The following is a 24,823-nucleotide window of genomic DNA, read 5'->3' as shown; positions in this document are numbered from 1 at the left end:
TTAAAGTGACTCTGACTTATCGTTCATGTACAATATAATTATATACGCATTTTTCACAAAGTTAGAGTCATTACATCATAATATAACAATATGAACCAGAAGCAGGAGGTTTTATATATATGTCGGCACGCAAAGAATCGATGCAAGTTATTGCAGCTGTAAGATCCAATCTAGAATCATGTATATTAGGCAAATCATTTGAAATAGAGCTGTTACTTACCGCTTTGCTTGCTGGAGGACATGTTCTGATTGAGGATGTTCCAGGAACAGGTAAAACGCAAATGATCAAAGCACTCGCTAAATCAATGAGTGGACAATATCGCCGTATTCAGTGTAATCCAGATATTTTACCAAGTGATATCACAGGCGTTTCTATTTTCCATCCCCGGGATGAGCAGTTTTATTTCCGTCCAGGTCCGGTAATGACGAATATTTTGCTTGCCGATGAAATTAATCGGGCAACGACCAAAACACAATCCGCTTTATTAGAAGTTATGGAAGAGCGCAGTGTGACAGTAGATGGAGAGACACATCCATTGCCACATCCATTTATGTTATGTGCAACACAGAATCCGATTGATTTTGAAGGAACATATATGTTGCCTGAAGCTCAATTGGATCGCTTTATGATGAAAATTACATTGGGTTATCCGGATGAGCAGACAGAGCGTAATTTACTTCGTCATGGCGCTGCTGGACAACCTGTGGATCGCTTAGAACCGGTAACAGATATGCAGCATATCGCTGATATTCAGCAGGAGATTCGCAATGTTCATTTAGATGAATCGGTTAGCGATTATCTGGTCAGTGTTATCCGTCATACACGTGAACACGCATCGGTGTTGCTTGGCGCGAGTCCACGGGCAACGTTGTCCTTTATGATGGCTGTCAAAGCCTATGCTTTTATACAGAATCGTGATTATGTACTGCCTGATGATGTCAAAAAGTTAGCACCTTATGTGATTCCACACCGTATTCTTCCACGTCCAGAAGCTCGTATGGAGCGTATGAGTTCTGAACGAATTGTAGCGCAGATTTTGGAGCAAATTCATGCTCCTGTATCTATGGGACAATAAGTATGAGAGCCTTATTTTCATACTTGCGTCTGAATTTGCAGTGGAAACGCCAACCATCCAAATTATGGTTGGTGTTTATGGTATGGATTGGATGTTTGTTTTATGTGCTTTTTCAAGGTGGCAAAACATCAGTCATGTTATTTGTTATGGTTTCTTTATTATCGCTATATTTAATTGGTGGTGGCTTTCGAGGAGTCGGACGCGCACATGGTCAGCGTCATTTGTCGACAGCAGGAGATCAGGGAGAAATGATTCTTGCTGGTGATCAGGTACAGGTGCGTCTGGATGTGACGATTCCGGGATTTTTACCATTACCATATGTTATTATTCGCGAAACGCTTAAGCGTCATAATGGAGAATCATGGTCTTTTGAAGAAAGTCTGATTCCGAGTATGCGAGGCAAAGGAGAGCTGTTATTTCAGACTCCTCCGCTGGAACGAGGACGTTATCGCTTTTATGGTACCGAATGTATCAGTGAAGATATTTTTGGATTGATTGAAAATAAAGGGCAGTTCACAGCGGCCGGTGAATTTCTGGTGTTGCCACGGATCGCTTTTATCCCGAACTGGCAAATGGGATCACGTTATTCCAGACTTGGTGGACAGCAAACTTCGCAATTAATGTCACGACCGGAAACGAACCAGATCAACGGGGTACGTGATTATGTATATGGAGATCGAATTTCGCGTATTCACTGGTCAGCGACTGCACGTACAGGCAACTGGAAATCGAAAGAATTTGAACATGAATCGTTACCCAAAACCATCTTAGTGCTTGATGCAATAGCTGATCATTATGAATCGGATGCTGCTTTTGAATTAGCAGTATCGACAACAGCATCTATGCTTGATTATGGGGTGCGGGAACGAATGGGAATGGGGTTATTTACGACCGGACAGAACAAAGGTGTATTTTTGCCATCAGATCATATAGGAGAACGTCAGCGAATGCGTCTGCATCTAGTAGATGTAGTCGCAGATGGCAAAGGTCGCTTGCTCGATCAACTGGAAGATCATGCGCGTATGTTTCCAGCAGGAACTTTATTTATTCTGATTACGCCGTTGATGAATGAGAAAGTGTGGGAGATTTTTCAATTTGCTCGTATACGTCAGATGACACCACTTCAATTTTTAATTCATCCTTCTATAGAAAAAAATAAAGAAGCAGTGATTAACTGGTCACAGTCTGCTCATGCACGCGGTGTATCCTGTTATCCTATTTCTTCATTAGAGCAATTGCCAGCTGCGTTGGGAGGTGGAGCGATTTGAAAAAATGGTGGAATGGTATAAGTCGCTCTTGGTACTATTCATTATCTTTAGTATGGGTTTTTATTATTGCACTGCAATGGATTAATTATGCAGATGGAGTCTGGTATCAAGAAACGACTCCATTGGTATTGGCAACAATGGCGGTTGTAGCGATTATTGATATTTTAATCCCGCTCAAAATCATATATCGACTGATTATCAAATTATTTGCTGTGTTAGGTACAGTCTATTATGTGCTTGATCATTACGGTTTTTATAGCTGGCAAGAAGGTTCGTTAACAGACAATGTAGAGACATTTGTAGATACTGTTTCCCCGTATCTGTGGTTTATATTATCTGCATGGGTATTGATCGAAGTCTCTGCACGAATCGGTTCATCACGCCGAGCAATTATTATGTTTGTCGGTACGAATATTGCGGCTTTATCTATTTTAGATTCTTTTACCACGTCCATGATGTGGGAAGAAGTAGCATGGGTTGTATTTGCAGGGATGGGCTGGCTGGTCAGTAATCATTTTCGTTATTTTCAGCAACGATTCCCCAAAGGATGGAAACATCTACGTCGATATCCGCTCAAAATTATTTTTAATATCGCCGTAATTTTCTCGATCATTTTACTGGTAGGGGTCAATGTACCGGAAGTCCAACCTACGCTCAAAGATCCGTATACGGCATGGAAAAATTGGCGCGGAGAAGCAGTCATTACGGTCAACGGTTCTAACCCGTTAAATGGACAAGGAGCTTCTTCAGGATACAGTCGCGAAGATTCCAATCTGGGTGGCGGATTTAATTTTGACTATACGCCGGTAATGACAGTCAGCACTACCAGCCGTAGTTATTGGCGCGGAGAAACGCGTACTGTCTATTCAGGAGAAGGTTGGATTGATCGCTCTAGCAATGGTTGGAGTGAATTGCAGTCGGTAGAAGCGGGTAGTGAGCTTCCGCTGGATGAATCTTCAGATGTTGAAAAGAAAACCGTTAAGCAACAGGTGAAGATGTTGTCTGAAGATAATGTAACCTATCCTGTACTATTCGGTGCTTATACGATAGGCAGAGTTACCGATGTAGATGGCGGTTCAGATACATCACAATTGGACTGGCGCAGTAACCCCGGTGAAATTCACTGGAGCCCTACCCGTCAGAATCGTAAATTTCCAGAATCGTATTCACTCGTTTCCAGAGTGCCGATTATACCTGTCAAAGAACTGGAAAAGAAAACATTCAATCAATTGTATGCAGACAAATCGCTAGACCAGTATCTTCAAGTGCCTTCTGAATTGCCAGATCGTGTACGCAATCTAGCCAAAGAAGTAACAGCTTCTGGAGATACACCTTATGAAAAAGTAGAGTTATTGCAACAGTATTTGCAAAATAACTTTGCTTATACTAACAATCCTGATTTATCAAAGAAAAAAAGTCGTGATTTTGTAGATAGCTTTTTATTTGAAGTCAAAGAAGGATATTGTGATTATTATTCTACAGCGATGGTCATGATGGCACGCTCATTAGATATTCCTGCACGCTGGGTTAAAGGATATGCTCCCGGACAAGCTTCCGGTTATGTCACTAGCGACTATTTCCCGGATGGAGCTACAGAATACACAGTCACTAATGCAGATGCACATTCATGGGCAGAAATTTATTTTGCCGATTATGGATGGGTACCGATCGAAGCAACACCAGGATTCGATATGCCGATGGTAACAGAAACAGTGCAGACTCCATCCGATGATACTCCAACACCTGAACCAGAGGAAGAAGAACAAACACCAGAAGAAGAGGAAACAGCTACTCCTGTGCAAGATAACGAGCCTGCTGTACCTACTTCTGTCATCTGGATTGCTAGCAGTGTAATACTTGCGTGGGCAGCGGTAATGATTATTCGTTATCGTCGTGAACTAAGCTTTATGATTATGCGTATGCGTCAAGGCGAAGCTTTGACACCACAGCAAAAAATTATGGCTGAATCCAAACGCTGGTTAGCATGGATGAAACGTCATGGCATGGATCGCCGTTCATATGAAACATTGCGTGAATCGGTAAGCAGGTGGGAAGAGGTACGCCCTGATCTGGCGGCACAATTAACACCTTTACTTGAATTGTTTGAAAAAGCGAAATACAGTCCAGATCAGATTACAGAGGAAGAGTGGACCTCTATGCAACATCATCTGCAAAACTTGCGAAAAAGATGGCGCAAAAGGGCTACAAAGTAGTATAATGGTGGATGGCTGAATGATTGTTCAAAACGTTGGACAAACTATTGATAGATCCTACAAAAAAACGCCGCTGATGCGGCGTTTCTTTTTGTCAGATAGGTTACACTTATGATATAGTTTGTCGTATGAAACCGAGGTGAATAAAGCTTGTTTGAGATGCTCGTACCCAAGTTGCGCGTGAATACTGTATTTGATATTGATCTAGAAGCAATGTATGCCAAAGGTTATCGTGGAATCATTACAGATTTAGACAACACACTCGTTGGTGCCAAAGCGCCAAATGCGACACCGGAATTGATTGAATGGTTTGCTAAAGTAAAAAAATACGGCTTCGAGCTGATTATCGTCTCGAATAACAATATGAGCAGGGTATCCTTATTTGCTACACCACTGGATATCAAATTTGTGCATGCGGCACGCAAGCCGTCCAATGCACCATTTCGCAAAGCAATGACGCTGATGAAATGGAGCGAAGAACAGACTATTGTTATCGGCGACCAATTGTTAACAGATGTATATGGTGGCAACAGACTCGGTTTATTTACGATTCTAGTATTGCCTATCGCTGCTGCTGATGAAGGTTGGAGAACCAAAGTTAACCGTAAGGTCGAACGGTTTGCCAGAAAACGACTGCGTAGAAAAGGACTATGGTCCGAGGAGGAAAACAATAAATGACAGAACAAAGCGGTCTTACCGCTGGTGCGAAATGTAGTGGATGCGGTATTACACTACAGATGGACGCGCCTGAATTACCAGGATATTTACCAGCACAAGCACTAGAAAGAACACCTCTAGTCTGCCAGCGCTGTTTCCGTATCCGCAATTATAATGAATCGTCGACAGTAACGGTAGATCAGAGCGAATTCTTGCGATTGCTCAGTGAAGTGGGCACAAAAGATGCACTGGTAATCCATATTGTCGACTTGTTCGATTTTCAGGGTAGCGTTATTTCAGGATTGCAACGTTTTGTAGGCAATAATCCTGTGATTTTAGCTGTGAACAAAATTGATTTGTTGCCGAAAGTCACCAATTGGAACAAATTGCGTAACTGGGTACAAAAAGAAGCGAAAGAAATCGGACTCAAAACCGAAGAAATCATTCTTTGTAGTGCCAAGCAAAATACAGGATTTGAGCGTATTCTTGAAGTTGTAGGTGAGATGCGTGGAAATCGTGATGTGTATGTAGTTGGAGCGACCAATGTAGGGAAATCTACACTGATCAACCGTCTAATTTCGGATTATAGTGATCTGGAAGAAGAACTAACCACTTCTCGTTATCCGGGTACAACGTTAGATACTGTGAATATTCCTTTAGATGATGGACATTTTATTATTGATACACCGGGAATAGTATATGAATCTCGTTATACGGAACTCGTAACCAAGCAGGATTTGGCTGCGATTATGCCAGACAAACCGCTTAAACCGATGGTATACCAATTAAATGAAGGTCAGACACTCTTTTTCGGAGCGATGGCACGATTCGATTACCTTGAAGGTGGTCGTCAATCATTTACTTGCTTCATTAATAACGGTCTCAAAATTCATCGTACCAAATTGGAACGTGCAGATGACTTATTTGCAGATCATGCAGGAGTAATGCTTGCACCTCCAACCAAAGAACATTTAGCAGACTTGCCAGAATGGACACGTCATGAATTCCGTGTTCCTCGCGGCTCACAATACGATCTATTTATTTCAGGCTTGGGTTGGATCAAAGTGAACGGCAGTACAGGCGCATTAGCTGCTATTCATTTACCTAAAGGTGTCAAAGTAATGATGCGTCCATCATTGATTTAATGTAAGCCTATCTTAATTCACAGGAGGAACTATACAATGACAAACCGGAAAACAAATTCATCTCATCATACGCTTTTGTTAGGTGTTATGGGAGATCCTATCGGGCATTCCAAATCACCAGCTATGCATAATATTGCGTTGGAAGCATCAGGTATTCCGGGGATGTATGTTCCTTTACATGTGAAGCCAGAGCATCTTGCTGAAGCTGTAGCAGGTACCAAAGCGCTAGGCTTTAGCGGATTCAATGTCACCATTCCTCATAAAGTTGAAATGATGAAATTGATGGATGAACTGGATGAATCAGCGATATGCTGTGGCGCTGTTAATACAGTGGTTATCAAAGATGGCAAATTAAAAGGATATAACACCGATGGTATCGGTTATGTCCGATCTCTAAAAGAAGAATTAAATAGTGAGTTATCGGGTAAACATATTACGATTCTAGGTGCAGGTGGTGCTGCGCGTGGAGTAGTATATGCTTTGTTGCGAGAAGAACCAGCAAGTGTAACGATCATTAATCGTACATTGGATAAAGCTGAACAACTAGCTCAAGAGTTCAGTCATGACACTTTACAAGTACAAAGTGGTAGCTACGATACACTCGATAAAGTTCTTCCGCAGACCGATATACTTATTAATACAACCTCGATCGGTATGTCACCGAATAGTGATGATACACCACTAGAACAGCGTCAAATTCCAGAAGGAATTGTCGTTAGCGATCTGATCTATAATCCGTTAGAAACGCGTTTGTTACGTGAAGCTAAAAGTCGTGGTTGTACGGTAATTGGTGGATTAGGTATGTTTGTTTATCAAGGGGCTTATGCGTATGAGTATTGGACAGGGGAACCTGCGCCTATATCTGTGATGCGTAGTGCTTTACTAGAAGCGATGAATCATCAAAAAGAATAGGTATTGAAGGAGAAATATATGTTAACAGGAAAACAAAAACGCTTTTTGCGTTCACAAGCTCATCATTTGGATGCGATTTTTCAAATCGGTAAAGGCGGTATGAATGACGGGATTGTTCGTCATGTACTGGATGCGATTGAAACGCGCGAATTGATGAAAATTTCAGTATTAAACAACTGTCTGGAAGAACCAAAAGATTTGGCAGAAGAATTAGCAAAAAGCACTAAATCCGAGTTGGTTCAAGTGATTGGGCGTACAATCATTTTGTACAAAGAATCCAAAGACCACAAACAAATTGAATTACCAAAAGCGTAATTGATCTTATTTTTATTATAAAATCGTATTCGGTGGTGTATTCATGAAAGTCGGTATTATGGGTGGAACATTCGATCCTGTGCATATCGGTCATATGTTAGCAGCAGAAGCAGCGCTTCAAGGTTGTACGTTAGATGAAGTCTGGTTTATGCCGTCACATATTCCGCCGCATAAGCACGAAGCGGGAGCTGGAGGAGACGAACGTCTTCAGATGGTGGAGCTTGCAGTAGGAACGAATCCTGCTTTTCGTACATTGGATATAGAGCTTGTCCGCGGAGGCGTATCCTACACAATTGATACAATTCGTGAATTACGAGCAAGGTATACAGAGCATGAATTCTTTTTTATTATCGGTGCAGATATGGTGAACTTTTTAACACAATGGCATGGGATTGAAGAACTGGCACAGGTGCTTACATTTATCGGTGTAGGTCGTCCGGGTTCGGTCATTCGTAAAGAAGATTTACCGGATTATTTGCAGGAAAAAGTAGTGCTGGTGAATATGCCACAAGTTGATATTTCATCTACAGATATCCGTGAACGTCTAGCAGCAGGAAAATCTGTTCGTTATATGGTACATGATCTAGTGAATGAATATATACAAAGGAGCGGTATCTATGAACCTGACACGCGATGAGTTGAAGGCATCTGTATCCGCTCAAATGCCACAAAAACGCTGGAAGCATACCGAAGGTGTAATGCAATCAGCAATTGTACTTGCTAAGCGATATGGCGCTGATCCGGTCAAAGCAGAGATTGCTGCCATTTTGCATGATGTAGCGAAATATTGGAGTACTGAACGTCAAGAACAAGTATTACGCGAACAAGCGTTAAATGATGAACTATTATTGTATGACAAGCCGTTATGGCATGCTGAAGTGGGAGCATATACGGCACAGACAGAATACGGTGTGGACGATGAAGAAATATTGAATGCGATTCGTTATCATACCTCTGGACGTGTCGGTATGACTGTGTTGGAGAAAGTAATTTGTTTGGCTGATTATATAGAACCTGGACGTGATTTTCCAGGAGTAGATCATATTCGCAGTCTAGCTGAGCATAGTCTTGAAGCTGGATTGGTAGCTGGATTTGATTCGACGATTCATTTATTGCTGGCTAGACGACAAGTTATTTTTCCGTTAACGGTTTTATCTCGCAACGATTTGGTCAAACAGCTAGAACTCGAGGGGGAACTTTAATGAAATTGAATCCTGAACAATTATTGCAACTTGCTGTAGAAGCAGCTGAAAGTAAAAAAGCAAGCAATCTGGTAGCACTAGATTTACGTGGTGTATCCATGATCGCTGATTATTTTGTAATCTGTCATGGTAACTCGGATACACAAGTACAAGCGATTGCAAGTGAAATCCGTAAAGTAATGCATGATGCCAAAGCAGAGATCCGTGGTATGGAAGGCGTGAATGCAGCTCGTTGGGTACTAATGGATCTTGGCGATGTCGTCGTGCATATTTTCCATCGTGATGAGCGTGAATACTATAATATCGAGCGTCTGTGGTCAGATGCTAAAGTGATGGAGAACGTATGAGTTTTGAATCCGGTACAGTATTAACGCTTGAATTGGTGCGTGAAGTATCGCCGTATGGTTTTTTTCTATCCGATGGAGAAAACGATGTATTGCTTCATTACAGTGAAATCACCAAAAAAATCAAAATAGGCGATCATATCGAAGTCTTTATTTTCCATGATACCGAAGACCGTCTAGCAGCAACGATGAAAAAGCCATTTTTGACACTAGGTGGAATGGCAAAGCTAACTGTAGCTGATCTACATCCACGTCTAGGAGCTTTTCTTGAAATGGGACTAGGTCGTCAGTTGTTATTACCTTTGAGCGAAATGCCAGAACTCAAAGAACTTCGTCCGCAAGTAGGCGATGAAGTCTATGTGATGATGGAGCATGATCGTCAAGGTCGTCTACGTGCTAAATTAGCAGGTGAACTTGAATTTATGGAGCATACTTTTCACGCTCCTGAATCATGGGTGAACCTGTGGTTAGATGCACAAGTCTATCGTCCATTACAAATGGGAACATTTGTGATTGTAGAAGGTGGCGTACTTGGATTTGGAGCATTGGGTATGATTCATCAAAGCGAGCGCAGTCGTATGCTTCGTCTCGGTGAAAAAGTCAATGTACGTGTAACACAAGTTCGCGAAGATGGACGTGTGAATCTATCGATGATTCCTCGTAAAGAAGTGGGCCGCGATCAAGATGCAGAGCGCTTACTTGCTTTCTTACAAGAACGTCCTGATGGAGCTATGCCGTATTCAGATACCACTACACCTGATATTATCAAGCAACGATTTGGCATTAGTAAATCTGCGTTCAAGCGTGCACTTGGTAAATTGATGCGCGAAGGTATTGTAGAGCAGAAAGAAAACTGGACGATGCTAGTTAAGCCAGCAGATTCTTCTGAAGCATCTTCATCTGAAGAAGAAAAGCAATCTTAAAGACTAGCCGTTAGTAGTATGAATTGATCATTCTGTAATCGATATTGCAGATGTACGGAAGGACGGTTAGCGTATTGTCGTACCGGAAATTTGCTTATGTATATGATGAATTAATGGCAGATATGCCTTACCCGGATTGGCTACGCTTTGTGCGTGAAGTCTGGGATAAATATGGTATGCCTCGTACAGTGGCAGAACTTGGATGTGGAACCGGTAGTATTACGATTCCGCTTGTGAATGCAGGTTTCCAGGTGACAGGAATAGACCTATCATCAGATATGTTATCTGTAGCGAAAGACAAGCTAGAATCGACTCCACAAGGACATCGCCTTTTTCAAAACGGTAGTGTGAACTGGGTGTGTCAAAATATGACGCACTGGATGTTGCCTGAACCGGTCGATAGCGTAATTTCGTTTTGCGATTGTTTGAACTATTTAACAGAACCCGAGTATATCGTTGATACGTTTCAATCGACATACAAAGGGCTCAAATCAGGCGGTACATTTGTTTTTGATGTCCACCATCCGCGGACATTACGCCGTTATGATGAAGAGCAACCCTTTATGTTAGATGAGCGTTCTGTTTCGTATTTATGGACATGTGAATATGATCAAGTTCGTACCGAGATTGAGCATCATTTGACGATTTTTGCCCGTACAGGTGAAGAGCGTCATGCGCTGTATGAACGTTTTGAAGAAACTCATGTTCAACGTTCTTATGATCCAGAATGGTTGAAAACAGAATTAATCAAAGCCGGTTTTCGAGATGTGCATTGTTATGCTGATTTTGAATGGGTAGAAGCTGGGGAAGATGCTGCTAGATTATTCTTTGTAGCGATTAAATAATATGATATGATTTAATAGAAGCTCCCAGTATAGGGAGCTTTTTTTGATATAATAATCTATACTGCTTTGCAAATTCACAGATGAGGATTTTGAGATGCTGACTATTATTCAATCGCTTCTGAACAACCTTACATTTCTAACAACTACACTCTTTTTTGGTAATTTAATATTAAAATGGCTGAGTAAACGAATCAATATCCAGTCATTGTATGTCAAATTGCTATCCGGTGTTATTGCGGGAATAATTGGAATTTTATTGACTAAATATTTCTCTTTTCGTTTGTCACCTATGATAGTACTGGATCTTCGTCAGGTGGCTATTATATTGTCGTTTTACTTTGGTGGAGCATTAAGTAGTTTGATCACGGCTGTCATTATTGGAGTGTATCGCTTATTTTTAATAGACCCTATCAATTTTAGTTCATTTATCGGATTTTTTAATGCGATCTTTACGTTTGTGATTACAGGATTATTTATGAGAAAAGGCAAAGAGCTGGCGTTATCTTACTGGCTACGCATGATGATCGGGATTTTGTGTGTATATGCTTTATCTGTAATTTCTGTACTAGGGGAACACTCCTTTTTTCCGATTATAGTCTTTGCAGCGTTTTATATTCCCGGGGTATTGTTTGTTTATTATTTACTTCGTTATATGAAACGTACCGATGATGCATTGTTATTAATGCGTGAAGCAGCCAATCTTGATTTTTTGACAGGGCTTCATAATCCACGTGCATTTGAAAAAATGTTTGAACAAAAAACGATAAATTTGGTGCATTATCCACAACCTTTTGGTTTGCTCCTTTTAGATATTGATTATTTTAAAGATGTTAATGATACGTATGGACATTTAAATGGAGATACGGTATTGATTCAAATAGCTCAATTGTTAAAAGAGGCTATGCGTTCTAATGATCACTGTGCTCGTAAAGGCGGAGAAGAATTTGCTGCGATCTTAAATGACTGTGGAATCGAAAAAACGTTAAAAATAGCAGAATCGATTCGTAAAAAGATCGAAGCTCACGATTTTCAATTAGACGATGGACAAGTGATTCATATTACGATATCGATCGGTGTAAGTTGTTATCCGCAGGATCAGCCTGAAAACATGTTTGAACAAGCAGATCAAGCATTGTATATAGCCAAGTCGGCTGGACGGAATCAGGTACAATTAGCTAAGCCACTATCATAAACAAAGCTTGATCTGAAATGCATTTCATACTTTATCATAAAAGCATCATTAGCTTGAAGGAGGAGTACAAATGCATCACGAACAGAAAAAAGCGTTCCCGACTGATTTTCTATGGGGATCAGCTTCGGCGGCATATCAAGTAGAAGGTGCTTGGGACGAAGATGGTAAAGGACCTTCGATGTGGGATTCATTTACCAAAATTCCGGGCAAAACGTTCAAAGGTACCAATGGAGATGTAGCTGTAGATCATTATCATCGTTACAAAGAAGATATTGCTCTAATGGCGCAACAAGGTCTTAAAGCATACCGCTTTTCGATTAGCTGGCCACGTATTTATCCACAGGGTAAAGGTGAAGTCAATGAAGCAGGCTTGATCTTTTATGATCAATTAATTGATGAATTGTTAGCTAATCAGATCGAACCGGTATTAACGTTATACCACTGGGATGCTCCACAAGCACTCGCAGATGAATACGGAGCTTGGGAATCCAGAGAAATGATCGAAGATTTCAATCAATACTGTATTACATTGTATAAACGTTATGGAGATCGAGTAAAGTACTGGGTATCTCTTAATGAGCAAAATTATAATTCTAACCATGCGTTTATTACAGCGATGCATCCACCGGGTGTGCATGATCGCAAACGTTTTTATGAAGCCAATCATATTGCTTTTCTAGCTAATGCCAAAGCGATCGAATCTTTCCGTCACTACGTACCGAACGGTAAAATTGGCCCTAGCTTTGCTTATTCTCCTTCTTATCCGGCTAGTAGTCAGCCTCGTGATATGTTGGCGTATGAGAATGCAGAAGAATTTCAAAATAACTGGTGGCTGGATACGTATTGTCTGGGTCATTATCCACAGGTAGCACTTCGTTATCTGGAAGAGCACGGTTTGGCTCCCACATTTGAAAAAGGCGATATCGAATTATTAACTAAAGGGATTCCTGATTTTGTCGGTGTTAATTATTATCAGACGATTACGTATGAATTTAATCCGATTGATGGTGTCGCTGAAGGCAAAATGAATACTACCGGACAAAAAGGAAGTAATGAAGATACAGGACGACCAGGTCTATACAAAACAAAGCCTAATACTCATTTAGAAACGTCAAATTGGGACTGGGCGATCGATCCAATCGGCTTGCGAATTGGATTACGTCGTATTACGAGCCGTTATGGACTGCCTGTCTTTATTACTGAAAATGGATTAGGCGAATTCGATAAGCTAGAAGCTGATGGAAGTATCCAAGATGATTATCGCATCGATTATCTGCGTTCTCATTTGGAACAATGTCGTGAAGCGATTGCTGACGGTGTAGATCTAATTGGTTATTGCAGTTGGTCATTTACCGATTTGTTAAGCTGGTTGAATGGCTATCAGAAACGTTATGGATTCGTCTATATCAATCGTGACGAAGATAGTGAAAAAGATATGCGTCGTATTCCGAAGAAAAGCTATTACTGGTATCAGCAAGTAATTGAAAGTAACGGAGAACAGTTATAATTTAATAATGATATGTATAACAACCGCCTTGTCTTGGATAGAATGTTCAAGAAAACAGGCGGTTGTTTATCGTTGGTCTTATTTTGAGCTATGATACAAGTAATCGTGTAAGATTTATGATGACAAGAAAGGAGTCACTTATGGTCAATATTAAGCAAATCGCCCAGCAAGCAGGAGTTTCGGTGTCTACCGTATCTAGAGTACTCAATAATCATCCTTATGTTAGAGCAGATAAACGAGAACGGGTACAACAGGTCATTGAGCAAAATAGCTACACCCCTAATTCACAAGCTATTAATCTGATTCGTGGTAAAACCAAAACGGTTGGTTTGATTTTACCATTTAGTCATCATCCGTATTATCACGCTATTATTGCAGGTGTGATGGAAGAAGCTTATCAATATGGTTATCATGTATTGCTATGTCAGACTTCGTATAATCCAGATCAAGAACGAGAATATCTACATATGCTCAGTACAAGACAGGTGGATGGAATCATTGCATGTTCACGTGTATTACCCTGGGCAGAATTACAATCATACAGTGATTCAGGGCCGATCGTTGTCTGCGAATATACAGAAGAATCCAATCTATCCGCTGTATATACCGATCATTATGGAGCTTTTTGTAGCGGGATTCAGTACTTATTAGATCATGGGTATACTCGTATCGGTTATTGTATCGGTCGCAAAACAAGTGCAAGCAGTCAGGAGCGATTTCGTGCATACCAAAATACACTCCATGCCGCAGGGCTTGAAGTGTATCAGGAGTGGATTTTTCCAGATTGTATCCATATGAGTGATGGTGAACAGATTGCCAAGCGGATTGCGACTATGGAGTCACCTCCGTCTGCGTTAATTGTAACAGGGGATGAAGCCGCCGCAGGTGTTATGTTAGGCGCACGTCAATATGGATTGCGTATTCCTGAGCAGTTAGCAATTATCGGGTATGATAACCAACCGATCTCTGCCGGATTACAACTCACTACGATCGATCAGAATTTACAAGAAATCGGCAGACAAGCGTTTTCTTTATTTTATGAACGTAGCCTTGATGCTACTATCATGCCGGTCAAGCGACAGATTCCTTATACGTTAATCGAACGCCATAGTGTGTGAAGTGAACGATTATTGGATAAAAGGAGTTAACTTAATTTTTTGATTACATCGACACGACCGGAGAAGAAGGTTGCACCACCGCCCATATCAGCCAAGCGATCTGACGTGAGTGCATTGACTAGATGGGTAGCTTGCTGATTGTCAGTGTCTGCCCATAGCCCCTGGCTGACGACAACGCCGGGCAATACATGTTCACCTACAGTAGCAAGCAGTTCACAAGACCCCCGTTCATTCCAGACGGTTACCCAGTCGCCATCTTCAATACCAGCATTTTGCGCATCTATTGTATTCATAAATAGCTTGGGTGACTTTTCAAGACCGATATGTTTGGCATTGTTCGAAAAGGTTGAATTTAAAAAGTTATGATTAGGCCCCGGTACAAAAATATAAGGATGAGTGCCCTGCTCATGAAGTGGTGTATAGGTTGGTAGTGGTGGTAATCCATCACGTTCCATATCGGCTGAATATAGTTCAATTTTGCCACTTGGTGTAGGCAGACGATCCGGGAAAATATATTGTCGATCTGCTTTGACATATTGATGCTGAACTAATGAATCATACGTAATATTTTTCAGTGCAGGATTAGCAGGATGATCCAGCGCTTGCCGAATTAACTGCTCATCACTATCTTGTAATGCTTCATCTTCATAACCCATGGTCTTAGCAAGCAAACGAAATACTTCGGTATTGGATTTGCTTTCTCCATATGGAGCAACAACTGGTTGTTGAATCTGCATATAATGATGCCAGTACGAAGCATAGAAATCGGTATTTTCAAAAGCAGATGTTGCTGGCAAAACGATATCTGCATATTTAGCTGTTTCAGTTAAAAAGAGATCGTGCACAACAGTAAACAAATCGTCTCGTGCTAATCCTTGTCTGACAAGCGTAGCTTCTGGAGTCACAACTGCTGGATTAGAATTGTACACATATAGCGATTGCACAGGTTCAGACTCCTCTAATAATACCCGTCCCAATTGATTCATATTAAAAGAACGAGTATTGCGATTAGCCAATAAGTCTGGACGTTGTAATGCATTTTCATTAAATGTTAGTTGGAACGTATTAGACTTAATAGCACCGCCACCGCGTACTAACCATTGTCCTGTGATAGCAGGTAGGCAGGCAATCGTACGTACATTCATCCCGCCGTTATCATGATGTTGTAGACCATTTCCGATACGAATCAGAGCAGGGCTAGCATCGCCATACATACGAGCTAATTGATATAGATCATCGACAGGCACGCCTGTAATTGTGGATACAGTAGCAGGGTCATATTGCTTTACATGCTCACGCAATTGTTCGTGTCCTACTGTATATTGCTTCATAAAATCCTCATTCACTTTGTCTTCAGCAAATAAAATATGCATCATCCCTAGAGCGAGTGCACTATCTGTTCCTGGCAAAATCGGAATAAACCAATCCGCAGATCGTCCAGTTTGATTTTTGTGCACATCGATCACAATAACTTTAGCGCCTTTTTTGCGAGCTTGTTGCGCTAAAGTCACTTGATGCATATTAGTGCTAACTGCATTAATGCCCCAGAAAATAAATAGCTTTGTATCTACCGTATCTTCAGGATCGGTACCAATACTGCCACCCATTGTATATTTATAACCTGCTGAACCAGCGGCTGTACAAATGGTGCGCTCTAAAAGACTTGCCCCCATCCGGTGGAAAAAGCGGCGATCCATCCCTTCAGCAGATAGATTGCCCATATTGCCATAGAAGCTATACGGGAGAATACTTTCAGGGCCGGAAGTGGATATTAATGTTTTCCACTTGGAAGTAATTGTAGTAATCGCTTCTTCCCAAGAAATAGGTTCAAAAAGACCTTCGCCTTTTGCTCCGATCCGCTTGAGCGGAGTAGTCAGGCGCTTAGTATCATAGATACGTTCTGTCATATTACGAACTTTGTTACAGATGTTCCCTTTGGTAACAGGATGATTAGGATCTCCAGCGATTTTGATAATTTTACCTTTTTCTTTATGAACAAGCAGTCCGCACTGATCAGGACAATCGAGCGAGCAGACTGAAGGAAATACTCCATCTTGTTGATCAACATAACTAGACATACATCATGCTCCTTTCGTAATACCCATACCTTAATAATGGCAGAAATAGACTTTGAATACGTTATAAACTATCATAAATTAAATTTTAGATTTAATGTTGACTTTTTTACTAGGTTTAATTAGAATAAAGAAAATTATTTCGAATTCGACAAATTTAGATGTTTTATACCTTATCGTGTCTGATATCGATTTGCAAGTTTTTTTCGACAACTACATACATTAGATTTTCTATCCAGAGAGGTGGAGGGACTGGCCCTATGAAACCTCGGCAAAAACGTGCCAATTCCAGCAAGCTTGAATCGCTTGGGAGATAGGAAAGCAGGATGAATTATTGCATTATTTTATTCGTATGATTTGAATATTATAATGAATAGATAGCGAACCTCTTTCCTTGATGTGGGAAAGAGGTTTTTTGTATATTGTCGGTGAGTCAGTTGATTATATTGTCAAATGATGACGTTATTAGTAGCAAACCAAGAACTCTCTATATCAAGTCACTTTCTTACTTTAAAGCTTCACTTAAATAACACTGCACCTAAGTGTACCAAAGGAGATTGAATAATGAAAATATTAATTACTGCCCCTTATCATGAGCAAGGTCGTCAACAACTAGCAGATACGTTTGGAGAAGTCATTTACCGTTGCTGGAAAGATCATGGGCAAGCTTATCAAGAAGATGAATTAATCTCTTTATTACAATCAACCGGAGCAGATGCGATTATTGCAGAATTGGATCAAATTACTGAAAAGGTGATTAAAGCTGTACCTCAATTGCAATTTATCGGTGTCTGTCGAGGAACTCCTTCTAATGTAGATGTACCTGTAGCTACAGATCGTCGTATTCCTGTTTTCTATACGCCAGCACGTAATGCACAAGCTGTAGCTGAAATGGTAGTCGGTAGTCTAATTACCTTTTTACGCAGTATTATTTCATCCAGTCAATGGTTAGAAGCAGGGGAATGGCAAAGTGGTAGCTTAACTGCTTATCTCAAGTTTAAAGGCAATGAACTGGCTGGCAAAACAGTCGGTATGGTTGGTTTTGGAGCAGTGGCCCAGCGTACAGCAGGCATACTACGGAGCTTCCCTTGTGATATTCGTTATTACGATCCCTATGTAACCAGCCCTGATCCGCGTGATCAAAAAGTATCGTTAGCTGAGTTATTTGCTACAAGCGATATTGTATCGATTCATTTACCTGTAACCGAAGATACCAAAGGATTAATCGGTACAGAATTATTGCAATCAATGAAAAAAGACGCCATTTTTGTAAATACTGCCCGTTCTGTAGTAGTAGATCATCATGCACTGGTTGAACAATTACAACAAAATCAGATTCGTGGAGCGATTATCGATGTGTTTGATCAAGAACCGCCACTTCCTAAAGATTATGAACTGATTTCATTGCCAAATGTTTTAGCAATTCCACATTTAGCAGGTGCCACTTATGAAGTTGAAGATCATCATGTAGAAATTATGAATACGGCACTCATAGAGTGGTTTGAGCATCATAACACCGCAGTGAAAGTACTTTATAATAAAGCGATTTTGGAGGATATTAACGATGACACAACAAGCCTATCTAGTCTTTGATATCGGTACCGGTAATGCTCGTGTAGCTGTTGTCGATATCAACGGTAACGTATTGTCGATTGAGCGAGCTGATATTTTGTATCACAATGACAATCAGTATCCAGATGCACGTCATTTTATACCGGAAGTACTGTGGGAACAGATTGCAGGGCTTGCTAAAGTAGCACTATCTAACGTTCCTGATATTCAGATTATCGCTGTCACTTCAACGAGCCAGCGTCAAGGTATCGTACTGATTGATGAAGCAGGTGAATCTTATCTAGGATTACCGAATATTGATAATCGGGGACGTGAGTGGGAAGAACACTATAGCGACCAAGCTTCTATTTATCCGATCACAGGCAGAGCACCGTCTGCTTTATTTTCAGCAATGAAATTAGTCGGATTACGGGAGCGTCATCCTCAGCAGTATCAACGATTGAATCGTTTTACCAGTATTAGCGATTGGGTAACGTATGCGCTTAGTGGTGTGTTAAGTTACGAACCGTCTCAAGCATGTGAGACTCTTCTCTATAATGTAGAACATAGTGATTGGTCTACAGAAATGTGTCACACCTTTGGCATTGCACCAACAGTGTTGCCTTCATTAATACCTTCAGGTAGCGTGCTCGGGACATTAACATCGGGTACAGCAGCAGAATTGAACTTGCCTGTAGATACACCTGTTATCGTAGGTGGCGGGGATACGCAATTGGCTATCCATAGTACAGGTGCAGGAGCAGAAGATATTGTTATTGTATCCGGTACAACTACACCTATCGCTAAGATTACAGATACATTTACAACAGATAAATCAGCACAAGCTTGGATTAATGCGTATACAACACCACATCAATTTTTGATCGAAACGAATCCAGGTATCACCGGTCTGAACTATCAGAAATTGCAATCTATTTTCTATCCCAATGAAGGATACGCCATGATGGAGCAAGAGATGAATGAACTGGAAGAAAGTCAATGTGTAGCAGCATTAGGTTCTTATTTATCTTCTGCCAAAAATGCGCGGGTACGTGGCGGATTTCTATTCGATGCTCCGCTGTCAGATCAATTAAGCCGGGCTCATTTTGTCAGATCAGCATTACACGAGATTGCTTTTTCTATCAAAGTGAATTTCGATCAATTGGCACAGGTGGTCTTGCTGGATCGTCCGTATATTTGGGCATGTGGAGGAGGACTACAGAGCCGTACACTTATTCAAAGTATTGCTGATCTATTAGGTAAAGAAATCCGTATCCGCACAGGATTTGAACATGCTTCGATTGTAGGAGCAGCTTATATCTGTAATGAAGCTTTGGATATACAGTCTACTCAGACAGAACAGATCACTACATTTCAACCACAATCTTCTGAGGCATTGCAAAAAGATTACCAACAATGGCATAAGGCGCAGCTCTTTTTTGCACAATTACAATTAGCGGAGTCTGCGACAACGACTTCTTCATCTGAAAGTAGTATTTGAGAACAGTAGCTTACCAGTAAAGTTGAAAAAGGAGTGTATGTCATGAACGTATTAGATCGTATAGGGATTCCCAAAACATTAGTATGGGGATATCTCGGAGTATTGATTTTTATGATGGGAGATGGATTAGAAGCAGGTTGGTTAAGCCCTTATCTGGTAGAACGAGGGCTTAGCGTGCAGGATGCCAGTCTTTTATTTACGGTATATGGTATTACACTAGCAATTGCGTCATGGTTTTCTGGCGTATTTTTAGAAGCATTTGGAGCCAAAAAATCAATGTTCATTGGATTTATCGCTTATGTAATCGGTACATCTGCTTTTATCGCTTTTGGTATAACCGATCTAAATTATCCTATTATGTTATTAACGTATGCGGTTAAAGGATTTGGGTATCCATTGTTTGCTTATTCTTTTTTAACATGGGTAACTTATCGTAGTCCTGAGCACAAATTAAGTACAGCAATTGGCTGGTTCTGGGTAGCCTACTCAGGCGGGATGTTTGTATTAGGTGCATATTATTCCAGTTATGCGATCAAAAATCTAGGATATATGCAGACGTTATGGAGTGCTGTTGTGCTTGCTGGAATCGGTGCTATTTTTGCTCTGTTGATCAATCGTGACCGTTTACCCAAAAAAGCAGGCAACGCTCGTGAAACGTTACGCGAATTGGGTAAAGGATTAACGATCGTCAAAACCCATCCCAAAGTTGGATTAAGCGGTATTGTACGGGTTATTAATAGCGTAGGTTCTTACGGATTCCCTGTATTTTTACCATTACATATGGCACAATACGGAATCGCAACAGGTACATGGTTGAACATCTGGGGAACGATCTTTTTAGGAAATATCGTGTTTAATTTATTATTCGGTATTATTGGTGATAAATTTGGTTGGAGACAGACCGTAATGTGGTTCGGTGGAGTAGGTTGTGGTATTTTCACATTATTATTGTTCTATGTCCCTGAATGGACAAACGGTAACTTGTGGATCACCACGATTGTTGGATTTATCTGGGGTGGATTGTTAGCGGGCTATGTTCCTATTGCAGCACTTGCTCCATCCGTAGCAGGAGGCAACAAAGGCCCTGCGATGTCTATCGTCAATCTAGGTGCTGGTTTATCGGCGTTTATTGCTCCTGCTATCGCATTTGCTTTTATCGGTGTGATCGGTGCAGAAGGAGTGGTATGGGTATTCGCGATTCTTTACTTTATCAGCGCGATTATTACCAAGTTTATTACAACTCCAGAAGAAGATGCTGCTAAAGTAGCCGGTAAACGTAAAGTACAAGAGAATATTGCGTAATCATTGACTTTCCAGGGCGAATTTTTTAAAATAGAGCTATTGTTATATTTTATAATACAATGCTCAGTGAAAAGGAATAGTAATATTAGTAAGCATGTAATGATAGAGAGTCGACGGGTGGTGCAAGTCGATATGATGCTGATATGAACTCGCCTTGGAGATATGTTGCAAGAATATTGGAATACGCTGTTATTTTTATCAGTACATAGTCAGCGTAGTTATCCTATTTCTGAACGACATCGGCTTCCTACCGTTATCAGGCAACTAAGTGAGTGGATAGCAAAGTATGCTTGTTCACTAACTAGGGTGGTACCGCGAGACACAACCTCTCGTCCCTAGCGATATTATGCGCTATGGATGAGAGGTTTTTTTGTCGCATATGAGCAGTAAGCTATGAATGAAATACAGGTATACGACAGACACACACGATCGTTAAGATCGAAGGAGGACACATTGATGACAGATTCAAAAACAACTCAACCTGGTTATCATCCACAGCAGATCGAACCGAAGTGGCAAGGATATTGGGATCAACACAAAACATTCAAAACACAAGAAGAACCAGGTAAACCGAAATTTTATGCATTGGATATGTTTCCTTATCCATCTGGAGCAGGTCTGCATGTAGGGCATCCTGAAGGATATACAGCTACAGATATCGTGTCTCGCTACAAGCGTATGCGTGGTTTTAATGTACTTCATCCGATGGGATGGGATGCGTTTGGTCTACCAGCAGAACAATACGCAATGGATACAGGCGAACACCCACGTGATATTACATTCAAAAATATCGATAATTTCCGCCGTCAAATTAAATCACTAGGATTTTCTTATGATTGGGATCGTGAGATCAGCACAACTGACCCACAGTACTACAAATGGACACAATGGATCTTTATCCAATTGTATAACAAAGGGCTTGCTTATGTAGATGAAGTCGCTGTGAACTGGTGTGAAGCTTTAGGAACAGTACTTGCGAATGAAGAAGTTATTGATGGCAAAAGTGAACGCGGAGGACATCCGGTTGTCCGCAAACCGATGCGTCAATGGGTACTACGTATTACAGAATACGCAGAGCGTCTTTTGGACGATTTGGAAGAATTGGATTGGACCGAAAGTATCAAAGATATGCAGCGTAACTGGATCGGCAAATCTGTCGGTGCAGAAGTGCATTTTGATATTGAAGGAACCGATAAAAATCTAACCGTATTTACAACACGTGCAGATACTTTATTTGGTGCAACATATTGCGTATTGGCTCCTGAACACGAGTTAGTCGATGTGATTACAACACCTGAGCAAAAAGATGCTGTCAAAGCGTATCAAGATCAAGCAACACATAAGAGTGATCTAGAACGTACAGATTTAGCAAAAGACAAAACAGGTGTATTTACAGGTGCTTATGCAATTAATCCAGCAAGTGGCGAGAAATTACCAATCTGGATCGCTGATTATGTACTTGCAGGTTACGGTACAGGCGCTATTATGGCGGTTCCTGCACATGATGCTCGTGACTGGGAATTTGCGAAAAAATTCGATTTGGAAATTAAAGAAGTAGTAGCTGGAGGCAGTGTACAAGAAGAAGTGTATACAGGCGAAGGCGAACATGTGAATTCTGATTTCTTAAATGGATTAAATACAACAGATGCGATTGCCAAAATGATTGCATGGCTTGAGGAAAATGGTAAGGGACAAGGTAAAGTTACGTATCGTCTACGCGACTGGTTGTTTAGCCGTCAACGGTACTGGGGAGAGCCTATTCCTATTTTGCATTTAGAAGATGGAACGATGAAGACTGTTCCTGAATCAGAATTACCTTTATTGCTTCCTGATATCGATCAGATCAAACCTTCGGGTACAGGAGAATCACCACTAGCTAATATCACTGACTGGGTAGAAACGATCGATCCAGAAACAGGGATGAAAGCACGTCGTGAAACAAACACGATGCCACAGTGGGCAGGTAGTTGCTGGTATTACTTGCGTTATATTGATCCACATAATGATGATGCTTTGTGTTCACCAGAGAAACAAAAAGAATGGTTGCCTGTCGATCTATATATCGGTGGAGTAGAACATGCTGTACTTCACTTATTGTATGCTCGTTTCTGGCATAAAGTGCTATACGATATCGGTGTAGTCGATACCAAAGAACCTTTCCAAAAGCTTGTCAATCAAGGGATGATTCTAGGTAATAACAATGAGAAAATGAGTAAATCTCGTGGTAATGTTATTAATCCAGATGATATCGTTAGCGAATATGGTGCAGATACATTACGTTTATATGAAATGTTTATGGGACCACTTGAAGCAACGAAGCCTTGGAATGAAAATGGTGTAGAAGGCATGTATCGCTTCTTATCTCGTGTATGGCGTCTATTTATTACAGATGAAGGACAATTGAATGCCAAAATCACAGACGGTGAAGGCGATGAAGCATTCAAACGTACAGCTCACAAAACGATCAAAAAAGTAACAGAAGACTTAGACGGACTTCGTTTCAATACAGCGATTAGTCAGTTGATGATCTTTGTGAATGATGCTTACAAAACAGACGTATTGCCACGTGATCTAATGGAGAAATTCGTACAATTGTTATCTCCTCTTGCTCCACATATTGCAGAAGAACTATGGGCTCGTCTGGGTCACGAAGGAAGTATTACGTATGTAGAATGGCCTACATTTGATGAGCAATGGACAACTGAATCTGAAGTAGAAATTGTTATTCAAGTCAATGGTAAAATTGTACAACGTAACAAAATTGCTAAAGATCTGGATGCCAAAGCGATGGAAGAATCTGCACTATCCTTAGAAGCAGTTCAACAAGCGATTGAAGGCAAAACAGTTCGTAAAGTAATTGCTGTACCGGGCAAATTAGTTAATATTGTTGCTAACTAATCACTGACCGATTGATATAGCTAATATATGTATTGTTTGATCTGAACGTACAAAAGTAACATCGTTTAACCTCCTATGCGATGGGAGTCTATTACCGGGATTCCGGTAATGTACTGGAATCCCGACGGCAGAGGTGTCATTATGAGACGGGATATCATGTGGACAGCGGTAGTCTCCGCGGTGCTTGGAACAGGATTGATTGTGTTTGGAACTTTACAATCCAGCGATCAAGAAACCAAATGGACAGCTTTACATGAACAAGCACAAGCTTCACTTGTAGAAGATCAGGTAGTAACGACAACACCAAGTTCGACTTTGGATGAATCTACATCCAAAGCAACAACAGATCAGACAGATCGCTCCAAAGGTGAAACCTCATCAGCAACAGATTCTCCTAAAGAGAAGGTAGTCGAGGTAGCCAAAGCCAAAGATACGGTCGTTACTGAAACTGCTTCTACAAGTCAGCAACCATCGATCAAGACTCCGATCGCAACATCAGAGTCTACAAGTTCAACATCATCGAATACCGAGACTGTTGCTACAAATCCAGCACCATCAGCCCGCACACAGGATGGCAAGATTAGTATTAACCATGCGAGTCTGTCTGAACTAACTGAATTGCCGGGTATTGGAGAAAAGAAAGCACAAGCGATTATTGATTATCGCAATACGCATGGCGCTTTTCGCAGTGTGAATGAACTGGATAATGTAAAAGGAATCGGTAGCAAAATGTTAGCCAAGATATTGCCTTATGTACAGCTTTAGGGGATGTAAGGGGG

21 protein-coding genes, 1 riboswitch and 1 other annotated feature are annotated in these 24,823 nt (G+C 40.9%); of the genes, 20 read left to right on the top strand and 1 reads right to left on the bottom strand.

What is annotated here, in order from left to right:
- The first annotated feature begins 119 nt into the window (after positions 1–119).
- The 15 genes from PQ456_RS15865 (at position 120) to PQ456_RS15795 (ending at position 14,717) form a co-directional block, all read left to right on the top strand.
- Positions 120–1,076, top strand: a complete 957-nt coding sequence (locus tag PQ456_RS15865) for an AAA family ATPase (RefSeq protein ID WP_273613155.1) — start codon at positions 120–122, stop codon at positions 1,074–1,076.
- 2 nt (positions 1,077–1,078) lie between these two features.
- Positions 1,079–2,344 (top strand): DUF58 domain-containing protein, encoded by a 1,266-nt coding sequence (locus PQ456_RS15860; RefSeq protein WP_273613154.1) that lies wholly within the window; start codon positions 1,079–1,081, stop codon positions 2,342–2,344.
- Positions 2,341–4,557, top strand: coding sequence for a DUF4129 domain-containing transglutaminase family protein (locus PQ456_RS15855; protein ID WP_273613153.1), 2,217 nt, complete (start codon positions 2,341–2,343; stop codon positions 4,555–4,557). Before PQ456_RS15860 ends, PQ456_RS15855 begins: the two co-directional genes overlap by 4 nt.
- Before the next feature lie 150 nt (positions 4,558–4,707).
- Entirely contained in the window at positions 4,708–5,235 is a 528-nt protein-coding gene (locus PQ456_RS15850) for a YqeG family HAD IIIA-type phosphatase (RefSeq protein ID WP_273613152.1), read from the top strand.
- Positions 5,232–6,359 carry a ribosome biogenesis GTPase YqeH gene (yqeH, locus tag PQ456_RS15845; protein ID WP_273613151.1) on the top strand — a complete coding sequence of 376 codons (1,128 nt, stop codon included), beginning with the start codon at positions 5,232–5,234 and terminating at the stop codon, positions 6,357–6,359. The genes PQ456_RS15850 and yqeH overlap by 4 nt, the downstream gene beginning before the upstream one ends.
- A gap of 36 nt (positions 6,360–6,395) precedes the next feature.
- Complete coding sequence (aroE, locus tag PQ456_RS15840; protein WP_273613150.1) at positions 6,396–7,271, top strand: shikimate dehydrogenase; 876 nt, start codon at positions 6,396–6,398, stop codon at positions 7,269–7,271.
- 18 nt (positions 7,272–7,289) lie between these two features.
- Positions 7,290–7,586 carry a ribosome assembly RNA-binding protein YhbY gene (yhbY, locus tag PQ456_RS15835; protein ID WP_069329869.1) on the top strand — a complete coding sequence of 99 codons (297 nt, stop codon included), beginning with the start codon at positions 7,290–7,292 and terminating at the stop codon, positions 7,584–7,586.
- Between the two features lie 43 nt (positions 7,587–7,629).
- Positions 7,630–8,223, top strand: coding sequence for a nicotinate-nucleotide adenylyltransferase (gene nadD, locus PQ456_RS15830; protein ID WP_273613149.1), 594 nt, complete (start codon positions 7,630–7,632; stop codon positions 8,221–8,223).
- On the top strand, positions 8,204–8,788 hold the full coding sequence (yqeK, locus tag PQ456_RS15825) for a bis(5'-nucleosyl)-tetraphosphatase (symmetrical) YqeK (protein ID WP_273613148.1): 585 nt from the start codon (positions 8,204–8,206) through the stop codon (positions 8,786–8,788). Before nadD ends, yqeK begins: the two co-directional genes overlap by 20 nt.
- A complete protein-coding gene (gene rsfS, locus PQ456_RS15820; protein ID WP_069329867.1) occupies positions 8,788–9,135 on the top strand; it encodes a ribosome silencing factor in 348 nt (115 codons plus the stop codon). Before yqeK ends, rsfS begins: the two co-directional genes overlap by 1 nt.
- Positions 9,132–10,055 (top strand): CvfB family protein, encoded by a 924-nt coding sequence (locus tag PQ456_RS15815; RefSeq protein ID WP_273613147.1) that lies wholly within the window; start codon positions 9,132–9,134, stop codon positions 10,053–10,055. Before rsfS ends, PQ456_RS15815 begins: the two co-directional genes overlap by 4 nt.
- A 50-nt stretch (positions 10,056–10,105) precedes the next feature.
- The gene (locus PQ456_RS15810) at positions 10,106–10,900 is read left to right on the top strand and encodes a class I SAM-dependent DNA methyltransferase (protein ID WP_273613146.1); all 795 of its coding nucleotides are present in this window, start codon (positions 10,106–10,108) and stop codon (positions 10,898–10,900) included.
- Between the two features lie 94 nt (positions 10,901–10,994).
- Complete coding sequence (locus PQ456_RS15805; protein WP_273613145.1) at positions 10,995–12,092, top strand: GGDEF domain-containing protein; 1,098 nt, start codon at positions 10,995–10,997, stop codon at positions 12,090–12,092.
- 70 nt (positions 12,093–12,162) lie between these two features.
- Positions 12,163–13,599: a glycoside hydrolase family 1 protein gene (locus PQ456_RS15800; protein ID WP_273613144.1), complete on the top strand. Its 1,437-nt coding sequence runs from the start codon at positions 12,163–12,165 to the stop codon at positions 13,597–13,599.
- Positions 13,600–13,739: 140 nt separating this feature from the next.
- Complete coding sequence (locus tag PQ456_RS15795) at positions 13,740–14,717, top strand: LacI family DNA-binding transcriptional regulator (RefSeq protein ID WP_273613143.1); 978 nt, start codon at positions 13,740–13,742, stop codon at positions 14,715–14,717.
- Positions 14,718–14,743: 26 nt separating this feature from the next.
- Here PQ456_RS15795 and PQ456_RS15790 read toward each other — a convergent pair whose 3' ends face one another.
- Entirely contained in the window at positions 14,744–16,795 is a 2,052-nt protein-coding gene (locus PQ456_RS15790) for a molybdopterin oxidoreductase family protein (protein WP_273613142.1), read from the bottom strand.
- 225 nt (positions 16,796–17,020) lie between these two features.
- Positions 17,021–17,112: riboswitch (SAM riboswitch) on the top strand.
- Positions 17,113–17,356: 244 nt separating this feature from the next.
- On the opposite strand from PQ456_RS15790, the gene PQ456_RS15785 reads away from it, so the two are divergent.
- The 5 genes from PQ456_RS15785 (at position 17,357) to PQ456_RS15765 (ending at position 24,809) form a co-directional block, all read left to right on the top strand.
- Positions 17,357–18,385, top strand: coding sequence for a 2-hydroxyacid dehydrogenase (locus PQ456_RS15785; RefSeq protein ID WP_273613141.1), 1,029 nt, complete (start codon positions 17,357–17,359; stop codon positions 18,383–18,385).
- Positions 18,357–19,844, top strand: coding sequence for an FGGY-family carbohydrate kinase (locus PQ456_RS15780; RefSeq protein WP_273613140.1), 1,488 nt, complete (start codon positions 18,357–18,359; stop codon positions 19,842–19,844). The genes PQ456_RS15785 and PQ456_RS15780 overlap by 29 nt, the downstream gene beginning before the upstream one ends.
- A gap of 42 nt (positions 19,845–19,886) precedes the next feature.
- Entirely contained in the window at positions 19,887–21,146 is a 1,260-nt protein-coding gene (locus PQ456_RS15775; RefSeq protein ID WP_273613139.1) for an MFS transporter, read from the top strand.
- A gap of 57 nt (positions 21,147–21,203) precedes the next feature.
- Positions 21,204–21,486 (top strand) — a binding site (T-box leader).
- Between the two features lie 116 nt (positions 21,487–21,602).
- A complete protein-coding gene (leuS, locus tag PQ456_RS15770) occupies positions 21,603–24,044 on the top strand; it encodes a leucine--tRNA ligase (protein ID WP_273613138.1) in 2,442 nt (813 codons plus the stop codon).
- Between the two features lie 141 nt (positions 24,045–24,185).
- On the top strand, positions 24,186–24,809 hold the full coding sequence (locus PQ456_RS15765) for a ComEA family DNA-binding protein (protein ID WP_273613137.1): 624 nt from the start codon (positions 24,186–24,188) through the stop codon (positions 24,807–24,809).
- The last annotated feature ends 14 nt before the right edge of the window (positions 24,810–24,823 follow it).

Source organism: Paenibacillus kyungheensis, assembly GCF_028606985.1.
GTDB classification, from domain to species: Bacteria; Bacillota; Bacilli; order Paenibacillales; family Paenibacillaceae; genus Saccharibacillus; species Saccharibacillus kyungheensis.
The sequence above is the reverse complement of the archived record's forward strand: the minus strand, read 5'-3'. Positions and strand labels throughout refer to the sequence as shown.